Raw genomic sequence first — 14,612 nt, forward strand, 5'->3', positions numbered from 1 at the left:
CTGCGCCGGGGCAAATCCCGGGCTCAGATCTTCCCTGGCTTCAGCAGTTCCACGAGTTGCGGCACGAAATCCTGCCCATGGCCTTTCGCGACCACCCCATCCAATGTGGCTCCGACCGCATCGGCGATGGCACGATGCACGCCGGCCGCTTCCGCCGCCTCACGGTAATAGCCCAGATCCTTGGCGGCGTTGCTGATGAAGAACGGCACCGAGGATGGGTCACCTGCCAGCAGGAAGGGCGAGATGCGCTGCAGCGCCGTGCCGCCGCCGCCGCCCTGCGCCAGCACATCGATCAGCGTTGCCATCTCCACGCCGGCCTTCTGGCCATGCGCCGCCACTTCGGCCAGCAGCGCCATGAAACCCAGCGAGACATAGTTGTGCAGCAGCTTCATCAGGTGGCCGGACCCGACGCCGCCGATATGGGTGATGTTCTCGCTGAAGGTTTCCAGCAGCGGCCGCACGCGTTCGAGCAGCGCCGGCTCGCTGCCGATCAGCAGGTTCAGCGTGCCGGCACGGGCATGTTGCGGCAGCCGGGTCATGGCCGCATCCAGGAAATGCCCCCCCGCCGCGGCAATCGCGGCGGCCATGCGCGCGCTGGACTCGGGCAGGGCGGTGGAGCAGTCCACCACGATCATGCCGGGCCGCAGATTGGCCACGACCCCGCCGGGCCCGGTCAGGATGGCCTCGACCTGGGGCGAGCCGGTCACGCACAGCACGATGATATCGGCGGCCTCGACAACATCGGCGATCTGCGGCTTCACCTGCACCCCCATCCCGCGCAGGTCGTCCAGCGGCTGATTTCCCGGATGGTCCAGCACGGTCAGGCCATAGCCGGCCTTCGCGATGTTCCAGGCGATGCCATGCCCCATGAGGCCGACGCCGATCATGCCGATTGTTGGCTGCTTGCTCATATCCACTCCAGATCCATGGTCTCGCGGCGGGATCATGCGGCGCCGCCGCCTTCCCGTGAACCCTGCTAAACGATTGCGGCGTTGTTGAAAAAGCCGCCCGCTGCCGCTTGCCCTGGGGGCGCAGGAGGGCTGTCCGGCACCGCATCACCGCTGCGCCCATCGTCCGGCCCGCCAAAGGCCCCGCCACAGCCGCCAGCGTCCCGCTCATGCATCCCGGCCTGGCGATGCCCGCGAAGATGAAGCTGGAAAAGGATTGACTTTTTCGGTCCCTGAACGCAACGGTTCTCCATTCCCGATTGTCGCACGAGGTTACCGACCGGACCTACAACCGCATGGAGGGATGCATGAGCGCATTCATTGCCGCTGGCAGCTTTCGAGACACCTCCGCCGAGGAATGGGAGCAGGTATTTCACCGATCCCGCGAGCGGGACATCAGCAGCGCCGGCGCTCATGTTCTTGCCCTGTTGCGAAGCCAGGAAACGGTTGAAACCAGCGGCTGGCAGGTGAATGCCTATACGCATGCGTTGCAGGCGGCCACAAAGGCGTTCCGGGCCGGCATGGACGAGGAATACGTCGTTTGTGCCCTGCTTCATGATGTCGGCGAGTTTCTTGACCCTTTCAATCACGGCGACATCGCCGGAGAGGTGGTCAGGAACTTCGTATCGGCGGAAAATCACTGGATGGTGGCGAACCATCCGATCTTTCAACTGCATTTCCGGGACCACTCCCAGTATGACAGGGCAGCCTGCCTCAAATACCAGGGACATCCCGCCTTTGAGCGGACGCTGGATTTCTGCGAGCGCTTCGACCAGAGCTGCTTCGACGGGAGTTACGACAACCTTCCGCTTGAAGCCTTCGAGCCGATGGTCCGCCGCGTCTTCGCGCGCGGCACCGAACGTTTGTACCGGAAACATCCATACGCAATTCTCGAAGCAGGCAAGAACTAGCCGGCCGGAGGGAGGTTTGAGGGATGCATCGACGGAAGCTTCTGGCCGGAGCCGCCGCGGGGGCAGCGATGCTCGCCTCCCCGACCATCGGGCAGCCGGTGCGGGACCGGACGCTCCGCATGGTGCCTCAGGCCAACCTCACAGCGCTTGATCCCATCTGGACGACGGCCTCGGTCACCACGGGCCATGGATATGCGGTGTTTGACACCCTTTATGGCCTGGACAGCCAGCTCAGGCCTCAGCCGCAGATGGCCGAGGGGCATGAGGTTTCCCCTGATGGGCTGACCTGGCGCATCAAGCTGCGTGAAGGCCTCAAATTCCACGACGGCGAACGCGTCCGTGCCGCAGATTGCGTGGCAAGCCTGAGGCGATGGAGCCAGCGGGACAGCTTCGGGCAGACCCTCGCCCGCTCCGTCGATGCCTGGGAGGCAGCGGATGACCGGATCATCCGCATCCGCCTGAAAACGCCCTTCGCCCCCCTGCTCGATGCCATCGCCAAGCCGGCCTCGATGGTCGCGTTCATGATGCCCGAGCGGCTGGCCAGAACGGATGGCAACACGCAGGTCACGGAGGTCGTCGGATCAGGCCCCTTCCGTTTCCTGGACAAGGAATTCGTGTCGGGCAGCCGCGTCGTTTATGCGCGGTTCGGGGATTATGTGCCACGGACGGAACCCGCGGATTTCATGTCCGGCGGAAAACAGGCGTTTTTCGACCGGATAGAATGGCAGATCATCCCCGACCCCTCGACCGCGGCATCCGCATTGCGCAATGGCGAGGTTGATTGGTGGGAGTTCGCGCATCCGGACCTGCTGCCCCTGCTGACCCGGGACAGGAACATCAAGGTCTCGCAGATCGACGAGCTCGGCTTCCTGTCCATCCTGCGCTTCAATTCCCTGGTTCCGCCCTTCAACAACCCCGGATTGCGCGCCGCCGTGCTTTCCGCCGTGGACCAGTCGGATTACATGCGCGCCGTGAACGGCGACAATGTCCGCTGGCGGCCCTGCGCGGCCATGTTCCCCTGCGGCGTTCCTTTCGTGAAGGAACTCGGCTCCGGCCTGATGAATCAGCCACGCGACCTGAACCGCGCCAAGGAAGCGGTGCGGCGCGCCGGGTATGGGGGGGAGCGCGTGGTGGTGATCAACCCCGCCGACTTCCCCTCGATCGCGCCGCTAGGCGAGGTGACCGCGGATCTGCTGAAGAAGCTCGGCTTCAATGTCGATTTGCAGCAGATGGACTGGGGCACCCTGGGGCAAAGGCGGACATCCAGGGCGCCGGTCGAGGAGGGAGGGTGGAACATCTTCCACACCTGGACCACAAGCGTCTCGATCTCCAATCCCGCTTTGAACTACTACATCCGCGGCCAGGGCAAGGATGGCTGGTTCGGCTGGTATGAAAATGCCGGGATCGAGCGCGTGACCAATGCCTGGACCCAAGCAACCACGGATGCGGAAAAGCAGGCCGCCTTTGACGAGATCCAAAAGGAAGCCTTCCAGACCGCGCCGATCGTGCCGCTGGGCCAGTATTATCCCGCCACGGCGCATCGCGCTCATCTCACCGGCCGGATTTCTTCAACCAACGCTTTGCCGTGGAACATACGGCGTGCGTGACGATGCATGAGGAACAGGAACATGACATCGGTCGCAGCCCTGAAACCCGCCTCGGTCCAAGGTCGGGTTTCGCCGGAGGAATGGGAAGCGCGGCTTGATCTCGCCGCCTGCTACCGGCTGATCGCCCGCTATGGCTGGGCGGACCTGACCGGCACGCACACATCGCTGGCGGTGCCGGGCAGCGACAACCAGCACTTCCTGATCAACCCGCATGGCATGCTGTTCGAGCGGGTCACGGCTTCCTCGCTGGTCAAGATCGACTGGGAGGGCAAGCCGGTGATGGAATCCGCCCATGGCGTCAATCCCGCCGGCTTCGTGATCCATTCGGCCATCCACATGGCGCGGCCGGATGCCGTTTGCGTCATGCACACGCACACTGTGGCAGGCATGGCGGTTTCCATGCAGTCGCACGGGCTGCTGCAGGCCAGTCAGCATGCCTGCTTCTTCCATGACATCCTGGCCTATCACGACATCGAGCACATGGAATCTGGCGTCGATGGCCGCGCCTTCCTGGCGCGGGACCTGGGCGAACGCTGGGCGCTGATCATGCGCAATCACGGGCTGCTGACCTGCGGCCGCACGGTGGGCGAAGCGTTCTGGCTGATGCACACGCTGGAGCGCGCCTGCGCCGCCCAGATCGCCGCATTGTCCGGCGGGGCGAAGCTGAACCCGATTTCCGATCAGGCAGCCGCCTGGTTCGGCGCCCTGCTCAGCAAGAAGGATTTCGCGCTGGACCGTGGCCAGAAAGCATGGCCATCCCTGCGCCGGCTGCTGGACGACACCGACCCCTCCTACCGCGACTGACCGGGAGGCCTGCCGCTTCGGCGGGAAACGCCGTAACCGCGGCCACGCCCCGCTGACCGGCCGTCGCGCCATGCGGCGCCGTGACAGCCCACCGGCGCCTGGAAAGACAACATCTTCCGGGGGGCAATGCCGTTGCCCATGGCCCGGAAGCGGGCTTCACTGCGCGGATACCATCCTGACCTGCCACGCGATTTTCATTCAAGCACGAGACCTGACGATGGCGCCTCCCAACGAGACTTCCGGAAATCCGCAAAAGGTCGAGGTGAGGATCCGCCCTTCCAGCGAGGCGGATATGGGTGCCATCGCCGCCATCTACCGCCACCACGTCCTGCATGGCACCGCCACCTTCGAGACGGAGCCGCCAACGGCCGAGGAGATGCGGCAGCGCCGCGCGGCCATCACCGAACGCGGGCTGCCCTATCTGGTGGCCGAAGCCGCAGGCGGCGCGGTGCTGGGCTACGCCTATGCGGGTGCCTACCGGCCCCGGATCGCCTACCGCCACACCCTTGAGAACTCGGTCTATATCGGCGAGGAAGCCCGTGGCCGGGGCATCGGACGCCGCCTGCTTGAAGCCCTCATCCAGGAATGCACGGCCCTTGGCTACCGGCAGATGGTGGCCGTCATTGGCGATAGCGGGAATGAGGCATCCATCCGCCTGCACCGGACGCTCGGGTTCGAGTTGACCGGCACCCTGCGTTCGGTCGGCCGCAAGCATGGGCGCTGGCTGGACACCGTGCTGATGCAGCTGTCTCTGGGCGACAGCGACAGGACCGCTCCCGCGGTCGAGTAGGAGCTTCCTTCCTTCAGCCACCGGCTCTGGCTCGCTTCCTCGATCCGCGCCTGCCGCTCGCTGCATTGTGCAAGGGTTTCAGGGCCGGAATGCCGGCCGGCACTCGGCTTCCACCACCGCCTCCATGCAGCCCGGCGCGTTTCCCGGCCGGTTGGGCGCCCGCGCCTGGTTCAAGGCGGCTCTGGCCTCTGCCATCCCGGCCTCGTCTCCGTCCATCTCGGCCGCCTGGCGCGTGGCCTGTGCTTCCCGTGCCGGATCCTGGAAAGGCATCCTGGGCTGATTGCGAGTGCCATGCTGGGAAGCCTGTCCCTCCCGCAGCACCGTTTCAATCCACCACCAGTCCGATGCGCCGGATTACCCCAGCCCATTTCTCGGAATCCGCCTTCAGATAAGCCGCCGCACCTGCCGGATCGGTCGGCGCCGGGTTAAGCCCGAGCCGGGCCAGCTGATCCACCGATGCCTGCTCCATGAGCCCGGCATTGAGCCGCCGGTTGAGCGTCGTCACGATCTCCGCCGGCATGCCGGCCGGGCCGAACAGGCCGAACCAGGTCAGGACCTCGAAGGCGGGCAGCCCGGCCTCGGCCGAGGTCGGCACCTCTGGCAGCGCGGCGGCGCGCCGAGGCGCCGGCACCACGATCGGGCGCAGCCGCCCATCGGCGATGAAGGATGCGGAGTTGCTGACGGGATCGAACATCACCTGCAGCCGCCCAGCGACAACGTCGGTCAGCGCCTGGGTGTTGCTGTTGTAGGGCACGTGCAGCATGTCGATGCCGGCCAGCGTCTTCAACAGTTCGCCCGCCAGATGCAACGTCACCCCGACGCTTGATCCAAAGGCGAGCTTGCCCGGATTGGCTCTGGCATAGGCGATCAGTTCCTGGAGGCTATGGATCGGCAGCCCTGGATGCACGGAAACCACCAGCGGCCCCGTGCCCACCAGCCCGAGCACGGTGTAGTCGGCGATCCCGTCATACGGCTTGCGGCGATAAAGATGCGGGTTCACCGCATTGGTCGAAGCGCCGCCGAGCAGCAACGTGTATCCATCCGGCTCGGCCCGCGCCACATGCTGCATGCCGGTCACCGCATTGGCGCTCGGGCGGTTCTCCACCACCACCGGCTGCCCATCCATGCGCGGGCGCAGCAGCTCCGCGGCGAAGCGCGCCACCACATCGCTGCTGCCGCCGGCTGAATAGGGGACGATGATGCGGACCGCGCGGCTCGGATAATCCACCGCCCACACCGTGAACGGCTTGACCATGCTGCCCGCGGCCAGGAGGCCAAGCAATGCGCGGCGCGGGAAGTGCGTCATCGGCGTCTCCATCTATGGCCGAGGGCCAGGCGTGTCAGCCGCGCGGCGCGCGCGGCGTGATCTTCCGGGCTTCCAGCGCCTTTGCCGTCTCGGGCTCCAGCAGGCCGCAGGCGCCGGCGATGGACCACCAGAGATGATCCGCCTTGTGCACGATCAGGCATTCCAGGCTGCGATTGACCAGCTCGCCCTCGAAGGAATGTCCCATGACGATGTGCACGATCTCCTCGGGCAGGCCGGCGGCGATGCAGACATGCGCGCCATAGACCGGGTGCCGGAGGGATGGCATGCCAGCCTGCGAGCCGTCCGCAGCCCAGCGGGCGCGGTTCGCAGGATCGAACTCGAACGCCTTGCCGACATCGTGCATCAGCCCACCGGCGAGGATGATGTCGCGATGGATCTCCGCCTCAGGAAAGGTGCCGAGGAAGTCATCGGCGATGGCCAGCGCTATTCGGGCGACGCCGCGCAGATGCGTCGCCTGGTCGCCATGCCTGAGGCGGAACATGCCCGGGTTGGCCTCGCCGGGGATGTCGCGGATCCGCTCGAAGCTGCTCTCGGAAAGGGCATGGGCCCAGGCTTCGATGGTCTTCCGGCGCAGCTCCCTGTTCTGGACGTTGGACAGCTCGGGCAGGTCCTCCAGCACTCTGGCGCGCAGCGCATCTGTGATCGGGCGCCGTTCTCGGCGATCGAGGAAGTTCATTGCTGTCACGGGTCCTGAATGCCGGGATGCGGCGATGGTGCAGCGTGCCCAGCGGAGGCCGCCAATACAAAGTGCACGTCTTCATGATAACGTGGCGTTATGAACCTTCCATTCCGCGAACTCGAAGTGTTCCGGCACATCATGGAGGCGGGCAGTGTCACGGCAGCGGCTGCAAGGCTGCGCGTTTCCCAGCCCGCGGTCAGCCGGATGCTGCGCCAGACCGAGGCGCGGATCGGCTTTCCGTTGTTCACTCGCGTCCGCAAGCGCCTGCTCCCCACGCCGGAGGCCCGCGCCCTCTTTGCCGAGACGGCGAATGCCTTCGCCGCGCTCGATGCCGTGCACCGCCTGACCGAGAACCTGCGCGAGGGCCGGGCCGGCACGCTGAAGGTCGCGACGGTGGCGGCACTGGCCAGCGGCGCGGTGGCGGATTCGATTCAGCGCTTCCACGCCGACCGGCCGGAGGTCGCGGTGCTGCTGCACGTGTCGCCGGCGCAGCAGGTGGTGAATCTGGTGGCCGATCACCAGGTTGACCTCGGCGCCATCATTGGCGCGACCGGCGATGCCAGCGTGCGGACAATCGAGCTGGGGTCGCGTGGCCTCGGCTGCCTGCTGCCGCGCGGCCACAGGCTGTGCGCGCAGGAAAGCATCTCTCTCGCCGACCTCGCATGCGAGCGCTTGATCTGTCCGGGCCTGCAGTACCAAACCGGCGCGCAGCTCAGTGTGGCCTTCGAACAGGCCCGCCTGCCCTTCCGGATCGCGATCGAAAGCGCATTGGCCTCGGTCGCCGGGGCGCTGGTGCGGCGCGGGGCGGGGGTGGCGGTGCTGGACGGCTTCGGCCTGCTTGCCGCCGGCGGGGCCGACCTGGAAACCCGTCCGCTCGACCTGCCGGTGCGCAACAGCGCCTATCTGGTGGAGTCCCGCCACCGCCCTCCCTCGCGCCTGGCACTGGAGTTCCGGCGCTGTCTGCGGGAGGTGATGGGTTGACGCGGCATGGCCCCACTGGTTCGCGATGCCCTTGTCCTCCAGGCATCGGCAGCTTCGCGCCCAAATGCGACAACAAAGCTGATGCCTGCCCGCTTTAAAGCATGCGCTCCCTCGCATTCAGCTTCCGCTTCACGCTACGGGCGCGAAGGACGGGAAAGGGCGTCAACCGGCGCGCAGATGGGGCGCATCGGGTGACGGCGCCCTCGCGGCTGAACGATATGGCGGGCCCTGCTACAGCCATGATGAAGCACCTTTCATGCTTCATGAGGCTGCGCGATCGGCACTGAGATGGGCACCACCGAGCCCGGGAGTTCCCCGCCCCGCCGGATCAGCTCTCGAAGCTTTACCGCTCCCGGCTTTCCCAAGAGAGGCTCCACCAGTTCTCCGAACTTGGCGTCCAGTTCCTCATCGGTGAGCGGATCCTCCGGATCTCCCTTCCGGTTAGGCTGCTCGTGCTCGAACACCTGACCGCTCCTGAGCTCCAGCAGCAGCCGGGCCGCGCGACGTCTCGGATAGGCGTCGACCAGTTCCGGCGCCAGGCTGACGGACACCTTGGGCATGAAAGCCTGCAGAACCGGGTCGCGCAGCCGCTCCGGCGTGAAGGCATTCAGCCGGACCGCCCCGTGGTGCAACAGCGCCGCGACGCAGAACTGCATGCTGAAACGGGCTTCCTGCTCGGTTCGCACGGATGGCCGGTCACACATCTCCGCCGTGGCCCGGTATCCCGCGACATGGATGCGGGACACGTCCTCCGGCTGGAAAGGATGCCGCGCCCGCAGAGCCAGCAAGCCGTCGAGCGCCGGGAAGATATGCCCGCAGCAGCCGTGGTTCTTGAACGTCATCTCGCCGATCACGAAGCGGGTGCCGAGGTCGGCCAGCGCGAGGTCCCAGCGCCCGGTCGAATCACTGGTGGCGGCGGCGAAGCCAGCCGGACCATCCAGCACGTCCGGCGCACCGGTCACGCCAGCCGCCGCGGCCCGCGCCGCCAGCACGCCCGCCTCGGCGGCGTGGCCCGGGTGCATCGGCTTGCTCATTCCGCTGCCACGGAATGCCTGCTGCAACCCGCCGGACATGGTGGCGGCCAGGGCGACCGCATGGCCAACCTGATCGGCATCGCAATCCAGCAGAACCGCAGCGGCCACGGCGGCCGCGATGGTGCCGACCGTCGCGGTGGTGTGCCACATGCGGTAATGGCTGGGCTGCACCGCCAGGGCGATGCGGCCCCCGACCTCGTAGCCCGCCGCCATGGCACGCAGCAGCGCGTCCATGCCGGTGCCGCGCGCCTGCGCCACGGCCAGGGCCGCGGCTACGGTCGGGCTGCCAGGGTGCAACCCGGAATCCCGGTGGATGTCGTCGAACTCGACCGTGTGGCTCGCGATGCCGTTCAGCAACGCAGCATGCCGGGCGGAGCCGCGCTGCCCGTCCACGTAGCAGATGGCGGTGCCTTCCCCCCGCTCATCCGCCAGCGCCGCCGCCAGCAAGGTGGCCGGGGGCTGCCGCGTGCCGGGCAGGGTGGCGGCGAACCAGTCCAGCAGGGCCCGCCGCGCATGGTGCTCCAGGCCCTCCGGCCAGGCGGCATGCCGCCAGCCTGCGGCATGGGCGGCCAGGATGGGCAGCGGAGCCGTGGTCACCGAAGCACCGCCAATCCATCCACCGCCCGGGCGCCCTGACCCCCCGGCAGCACGAAGAGCGGGTTGATCTCCGCTTCCAGGAGGCGCTCCCCCGCCGCGCCGGCCATGGCGGCAAAGGCCATGACGGCGTCCACCAGGGCCGGGACATCGGCCGCCGGAGCACCACGGTAGCCGCGCAGCAGCCGGGCGGCCTTCAGTTCCTCCACCATGGCCTCCGCGTCAGTGCGGGAAATCGGCAGCAGGCGAAGGGTGGTGTCCTGGAACAGTTCCGCTGCCACGCCGCCGGAGCCGAGCAGGATGACCGGTCCCAGTTGCGGGTCCCGGTGGAAGCCTAGGATCATCTCGACCCCGCCGCGGATACGCTCCTGCACCAGGAAGCCTTCCGGATCCGGCGCCCCGGCGTCCTTCAGCCGCTGCCGCATGGTGGCGCAGGCATCCGGCACCTCTTCGGCCCGGAGGCCGACGCGAACACCGCCGATGTCGCTCTTGTGGGCAATGGCGCGGGACAGCACCTTCAGCACCACCTCGCCGCCAAGCTCCCGCGCGGCGGCCGTAGCGCCTGCCGCGTCGGCCGCCACATGCTCGCGGGTCATCGGTACCCCGAACCGTGCGAAGATGGCCTTGCTTTCGGCCTCGTTGAGGTTCCCGGCGGGCAGGTCCGCCAGCACGGAAGCATCGCTGGCCACGGGATGCGGCAGTGGCGGAAGCGCGCGGCGATGCAGGGCACGCAGCACGGTGGCGCAGCTTTCCGGCGTCGCGAAGGCGGGTATGCCCTGGCCATTCAGCAGCCGGACCAGATGCGGGGCGTGCGGGCTGACATAGGCCAGCACGGGCTTCTCGCTGCGCGCCTGGCACTCGACGATGGCGCCCGCCACGATGTCCGGCGTCGCCAGGGCGGAGGAACCGATCACGACGACCACGACATCGTAGCTCGGGCTTTCCAGCAGCGCGTCGATGGCGCCGCGGAACAGGTCCGGCCGCAGCCCGGCCAGCGTGACATCCACGGGGTTCCGACCAATTGCGGCGGGGTCCTCGTTGAGCAAGGCGGCAAGGCGCTGGGTCGTCGCCTCGTCCGGCGAGGGGACCTCGATGCCCGCCAGGCCGCAATTGTCGGCCAGCAGCGTGCCGGCGCCCCCCGTGGAGGTCAGGATGGCGACCCGGTCCCCCTTCATGCGGCGCCCGGAGGCCAGGGCCGCGGGGATGTCCAGCAGGTCCGTGAAGCTCTCGGCGCGGATGACGCCGTATTGCCGGAACAGCGCATCGTAGACCCGGTCCGCCCCGGCCAGCGCGCCGGTATGGGACGTGGCCGCCCTTGCCCCGGAATCCGAACGGCCGACCTTGTACACGACAATGGGCTTGCCCAGTTCGGCCGCCCGCCGCGCGGCCTGCTTGAAGACCTCGGGCCGCCGCAGCCCCTCCATGTAGACGGCGATGACGTCGGTGGCCTCGTCCTCCACCAGATGTGCGATCATCTCGCTGCTGTCGATATCCGCCTCGTTGCCGGTGGAGACCAGCTTGGCGAAGCCGATGCCCCGGTCCGCCGCGCGCGACAGCAGCGAGCCCAGGATGCCGCCGCTCTGCGACACCACCGAAATGCGGCCGGTGGCGAAGTTGCCGACCTCCAGGGCGCCAGTGGCGGAGAGCATCATGCCGTCCGTCAGGTTCACCAGCCCGATGGTGTTGGGGCCGAGTAGCCGCATCCCGCCCGCCGCGTCCTTCAGCGCCTGTTGCCGCTGGGCGCCGTCCTCGTTTGCCTCGCCGTAGCCGCTGGCCAGCACGATGGTGGCCTGGCAGCCCTTGGCCGCGAGGTCGCGCACCGCCGCCTCGGCCCGCTCCGGCCCCAGCAGCACGATGGCGGCGTCCGGAGCGCCAGGCAGCGCGGCCACATCGGGGTAGCAGCGCAGGCCCGCGATGCTGTCGGCGCGCGGGTTCACCGGCCAGATCTCACCGGTGAAGCCGTATTTCTGCAGATAGCCGACCGGGCGGCCGGTCATCTTGCCGGCATCGGCGGAGGCACCGATCACCGCGACGCTGCGCGGACGCAGCAGGGCGCCGATGGCACTCATGCCACCTCTCCCTTCTGCTTGGCCGCGCGGCGCTGGGCGACGCCCTCCAGGAAGGCGGCGACGGACTCCTGGTGCTCGCGGGAGCTGTAGCAGATGGCCTGCGCCTGGCTGCCCATGGAGAAGACCTGTTCCACCGAGAGTTCGAAGGTCTGATCAAGAATGTTCTTGCTCAGTGCCAGCGCGGCGGGGGCGCCGTGGCTCAGTTCGGCGGCCCAGGCGCGCGCGTCGTCCAGCAGCGTCCCGGCACCTGTGACGCGGTCGATCATGCCGATCCGCAAGGCTTCCTCCGGCTCCACCGTGCGGCCGGAGAAGATCAGTTCCTTGGCGCGCGACAGGCCGACACGGCGCGGCAGGAAATACATGCCGCCACCATCCGGGATCAGCCCGCGCAGGATGTAGGTCATGGCGAAGCGCGCGGCGTCGGAGGCGATGATGAAGTCGCAGCACAGCGCGACATCGCAGCCCAGCCCCGTGGCGGCGCCGTTGACGGCGGCGATGGTCGGCTTCGGCAGCGCGTGCAGCATGGAGATGGCGTGGTGCGTGCGCTGCTGCCGGCGCCAGCCATTCAGCGCCACCTCGCCCGGCGGCACGGACAGGCGCGCCTGCATCGACTTCACGTCGCCGCCCGAGCAGAAGCCCTTGCCCGCACCGGTGATCACCAGCGCCTTGACGCTGTCGGTCCTGGCGACGCGGTCCAGGGCCGCCATCAAGTCCGCCCGCATGTCGTCGTCGATGGCGTTGCGGGCCGCCGGGCGGTTCAGGGTGAGCACCGCGACCGGGCCGTCGGCCTCGAGCAGGATGGCGTCGGATTCGGCGGAGTTGGGGGTCATGGTGTCGATCCTCGTCAGGCTTTGGCGGCAGCGTTCAGCGGCCGCGGCAATGGGATGCCCTCGTTCCAGGCCCGCAGGCATTCCACCGCGCCCTCGAAGTACAGGCGGAAGTTCTGCTGCGTGACGTAGCCGAGATGCGGCGTCAGAAGGGTGTTCGGTGCCTGCCGGATGGGGTCGTCGGCAGTCATGGGCTCGGGCTCGTGCGTGTCGATGGCGGCGCCGCCCAGATGGCCGCTGCGCAGGGCCGCGATCAGCGCCGCCTGATCCACGAGCGGGCCACGCGCGGTGTTCACCAGCAGCGCGCCGGGGCGCATCAGGGCCAGTTCCGCCGCGCCGATGATGCCGCGCGTGGCAGGCCCCAGGCCGAGATGCAGCGTCAGGATGTCGGCCTGGCGGAACAGCGTTTCCTTGTCCACCAGCTCGGCGCCCGCGGCCTCGGCGGTGGCCGCCGTCATGTTGGGGCTCCAGGCCAGCAGCCGCATGCCGAAGGCGCGGCCGATGGCTGCGACGCCGGTGCCGATCCGCCCCAGCCCGGCGATGGACAGGGTCGCGCCTTCCAGCCCCAACCCTGTTCCCTGCTGCCACGCGCCCTGCCGCAGAAGCAGCTCCTGCTGCGGGATGCCGCGCGCCAGGGAAAGGATCAGCCCCCAGGTCAGCTCCACCGTGGGCGAGGCCAGGGAGGGCGTGCCGCAGACGGCGATGCCCGCAGCGTCGCAGGCGTCGAGGTCGAGCACCCGGTTGCGCATGCCGGTGGTCACCACCAGCCGCAACCCGGGCAGGCGCCGCACCAGGCTGGCGGGAAAGGCGCTGCGCTCGCGGATCAGCACCACGGCATCGGCATCCTCGGCCGTGAGGCGTGCGACGAGGTCTTCCTCATCCAGCTTCCGGTCGAGGAAGGTGACGGGCAGGCCGGACCAGTCGGCGGAGCCCGGCGCGGCGTCGCCAAAATCGTCCAGCACCAGGATGCGGCGGAGCGGGGCACGCGGCATCACTCGGCCCGGATGTTGGCGCGGGTCACGACTTCCTGCCAGCGCGTGCGGTCCGCCTCGATGAAGCGCGCATAGTCGGCGGGGCTCGGGCTCGCCTCGATCTCGACGCCTTCCTCGGCCAGGCGCTGCTTGGCGGCAGCATCCGCCAGGGTGGCGTTCAGCGCGGCGTGGAGCGCCGCCACACGGTCCTCCGGCATGCCTGCCGGGCCCAGGATGCCGTACCAGGTCGACGACAGGACCTTGGGGAAGCCTTGCTCGACGGTGGTCGGCACCTCCGGGAGGAAGTCCAGGCGGCGCGGGGCGGCCACCGCCAGGGCGCGCAGCCCGCCCGAGGCGATGTGGGGCCGCAGGGGCGCCGCGGCATTGGTCAGGATCTGCACACGTCCGGCCAGGACATCGGTGATGGCGGGCCCCGTGCCACGATAAGGGATGTGCTCCATCTCGGCACCGAACTCGAGTGCCAGCAGCGCCCCCAGGACATGGCCCGTGGTGCCCACCCCCGGGCTGGCATAGGAGAGCGGCGGCTTGGCGCGGCGCGCCAGGTCGCGCAGTTCGCCCATGCCGCGGGCCTCGACCTTGGGGTTCACCGTGATGACGTTCGGCGCGTTGCCGATGAAGCCGACCGGCGCGAAGTCCCGGATGATGTCGTAGGAGAGCTTGGGCTGCACCAGGCTGCTGATCAGGAAGCTGCCGCTGCCGCCCAGCAGCAGCGTGTAGCCATCCTTTGGCGACTGGGCCACGGCCTCGTTGCCGAGCACGCCACCGGCGCCGCCACGGTTCTCCACCACGAAGCTTTGTCCCAGCCGGGCACCCATCCCTTCCGCGATGACCCGGCCAACGATGTCGTTGCTGCCGCCAGCCGCGAAAGGGATGATCAGGCGGATCGGCCGGTCAGGATAGCGCCCCTGGGCCAACACGGCCGGGGCGCGGAGCCCGGCCAGGGCAGGCAACATCATCAGGGCGGTGCGACGGTTCATGGGCTGGCATCCTCCGGTGGCTGGCCCTTGCGGCCATGCCGCCGGGCGCCTTGTTTCCAGCAGTCTCGTCCCG

General features: G+C 68.4%; 13 protein-coding genes. 5 read left to right on the forward strand and 8 right to left on the reverse strand.

Annotation, left to right across the window (positions count from 1 at the left end; genetic code table 11):
* Positions 1-23 precede the first annotated feature (23 nt).
* On the reverse strand, positions 24-911 hold the full coding sequence (locus F0Q34_RS10165) for an NAD(P)-dependent oxidoreductase (protein WP_149812086.1): 888 nt from the start codon (positions 909-911) through the stop codon (positions 24-26).
* A gap of 344 nt (positions 912-1,255) precedes the next feature.
* Here F0Q34_RS10165 and F0Q34_RS10170 point away from each other — a divergent pair, with 344 nt between their 5' ends.
* The 4 genes from F0Q34_RS10170 (at position 1,256) to F0Q34_RS10185 (ending at position 5,059) form a co-directional block, all read left to right on the forward strand.
* Complete coding sequence (locus F0Q34_RS10170) at positions 1,256-1,858, forward strand: phosphohydrolase (RefSeq protein ID WP_149812087.1); 603 nt, start codon at positions 1,256-1,258, stop codon at positions 1,856-1,858.
* Between the two features lie 23 nt (positions 1,859-1,881).
* Positions 1,882-3,465 carry an ABC transporter substrate-binding protein gene (locus tag F0Q34_RS10175; protein ID WP_149812088.1) on the forward strand — a complete coding sequence of 528 codons (1,584 nt, stop codon included), beginning with the start codon at positions 1,882-1,884 and terminating at the stop codon, positions 3,463-3,465.
* Between the two features lie 21 nt (positions 3,466-3,486).
* The gene (locus F0Q34_RS10180; protein WP_149812089.1) at positions 3,487-4,269 is read left to right on the forward strand and encodes a class II aldolase/adducin family protein; all 783 of its coding nucleotides are present in this window, start codon (positions 3,487-3,489) and stop codon (positions 4,267-4,269) included.
* A gap of 217 nt (positions 4,270-4,486) precedes the next feature.
* Positions 4,487-5,059 carry a GNAT family N-acetyltransferase gene (locus tag F0Q34_RS10185; RefSeq protein WP_149812090.1) on the forward strand — a complete coding sequence of 191 codons (573 nt, stop codon included), beginning with the start codon at positions 4,487-4,489 and terminating at the stop codon, positions 5,057-5,059.
* Between the two features lie 325 nt (positions 5,060-5,384).
* On the opposite strand, the gene F0Q34_RS10190 is transcribed toward F0Q34_RS10185, so the two are convergent.
* Positions 5,385-6,365 carry a Bug family tripartite tricarboxylate transporter substrate binding protein gene (locus F0Q34_RS10190; protein WP_161600825.1) on the reverse strand — a complete coding sequence of 327 codons (981 nt, stop codon included), beginning with the start codon at positions 6,363-6,365 and terminating at the stop codon, positions 5,385-5,387.
* A gap of 34 nt (positions 6,366-6,399) precedes the next feature.
* Positions 6,400-7,062 carry an HD domain-containing protein gene (locus F0Q34_RS10195; protein WP_149812092.1) on the reverse strand — a complete coding sequence of 221 codons (663 nt, stop codon included), beginning with the start codon at positions 7,060-7,062 and terminating at the stop codon, positions 6,400-6,402.
* 99 nt (positions 7,063-7,161) lie between these two features.
* Here F0Q34_RS10195 and F0Q34_RS10200 point away from each other — a divergent pair, with 99 nt between their 5' ends.
* Positions 7,162-8,046: a LysR substrate-binding domain-containing protein gene (locus tag F0Q34_RS10200; RefSeq protein ID WP_149812093.1), complete on the forward strand. Its 885-nt coding sequence runs from the start codon at positions 7,162-7,164 to the stop codon at positions 8,044-8,046.
* A 254-nt stretch (positions 8,047-8,300) separates the two neighbouring features.
* Here the strand turns inward: F0Q34_RS10200 and F0Q34_RS10205 are convergent, their stop codons facing one another.
* Genes F0Q34_RS10205 through F0Q34_RS10225 form a run of 5 tightly spaced genes read right to left on the reverse strand, consistent with a single transcriptional unit; the run spans position 8,301 to position 14,539 of the window.
* Complete coding sequence (locus F0Q34_RS10205; RefSeq protein WP_149812094.1) at positions 8,301-9,677, reverse strand: MmgE/PrpD family protein; 1,377 nt, start codon at positions 9,675-9,677, stop codon at positions 8,301-8,303.
* On the reverse strand, positions 9,674-11,743 hold the full coding sequence (locus F0Q34_RS10210; RefSeq protein WP_149812095.1) for an acetate--CoA ligase family protein: 2,070 nt from the start codon (positions 11,741-11,743) through the stop codon (positions 9,674-9,676). The genes F0Q34_RS10205 and F0Q34_RS10210 overlap by 4 nt, the downstream gene beginning before the upstream one ends.
* A complete protein-coding gene (locus tag F0Q34_RS10215; RefSeq protein ID WP_149812096.1) occupies positions 11,740-12,573 on the reverse strand; it encodes an enoyl-CoA hydratase/isomerase family protein in 834 nt (277 codons plus the stop codon). Before F0Q34_RS10215 ends, F0Q34_RS10210 begins: the two co-directional genes overlap by 4 nt.
* A 14-nt stretch (positions 12,574-12,587) precedes the next feature.
* The gene (locus tag F0Q34_RS10220; protein WP_149812097.1) at positions 12,588-13,562 is read right to left on the reverse strand and encodes a D-2-hydroxyacid dehydrogenase family protein; all 975 of its coding nucleotides are present in this window, start codon (positions 13,560-13,562) and stop codon (positions 12,588-12,590) included.
* The gene (locus tag F0Q34_RS10225; protein WP_149812098.1) at positions 13,562-14,539 is read right to left on the reverse strand and encodes a Bug family tripartite tricarboxylate transporter substrate binding protein; all 978 of its coding nucleotides are present in this window, start codon (positions 14,537-14,539) and stop codon (positions 13,562-13,564) included. The genes F0Q34_RS10220 and F0Q34_RS10225 overlap by 1 nt, the downstream gene beginning before the upstream one ends.
* Between the last annotated feature and the right edge of the window lie 73 nt (positions 14,540-14,612).

The organism is Teichococcus oryzae, from assembly GCF_008386565.1.
Lineage (GTDB): Bacteria > Pseudomonadota > Alphaproteobacteria > Acetobacterales > Acetobacteraceae > Pseudoroseomonas > Pseudoroseomonas oryzae.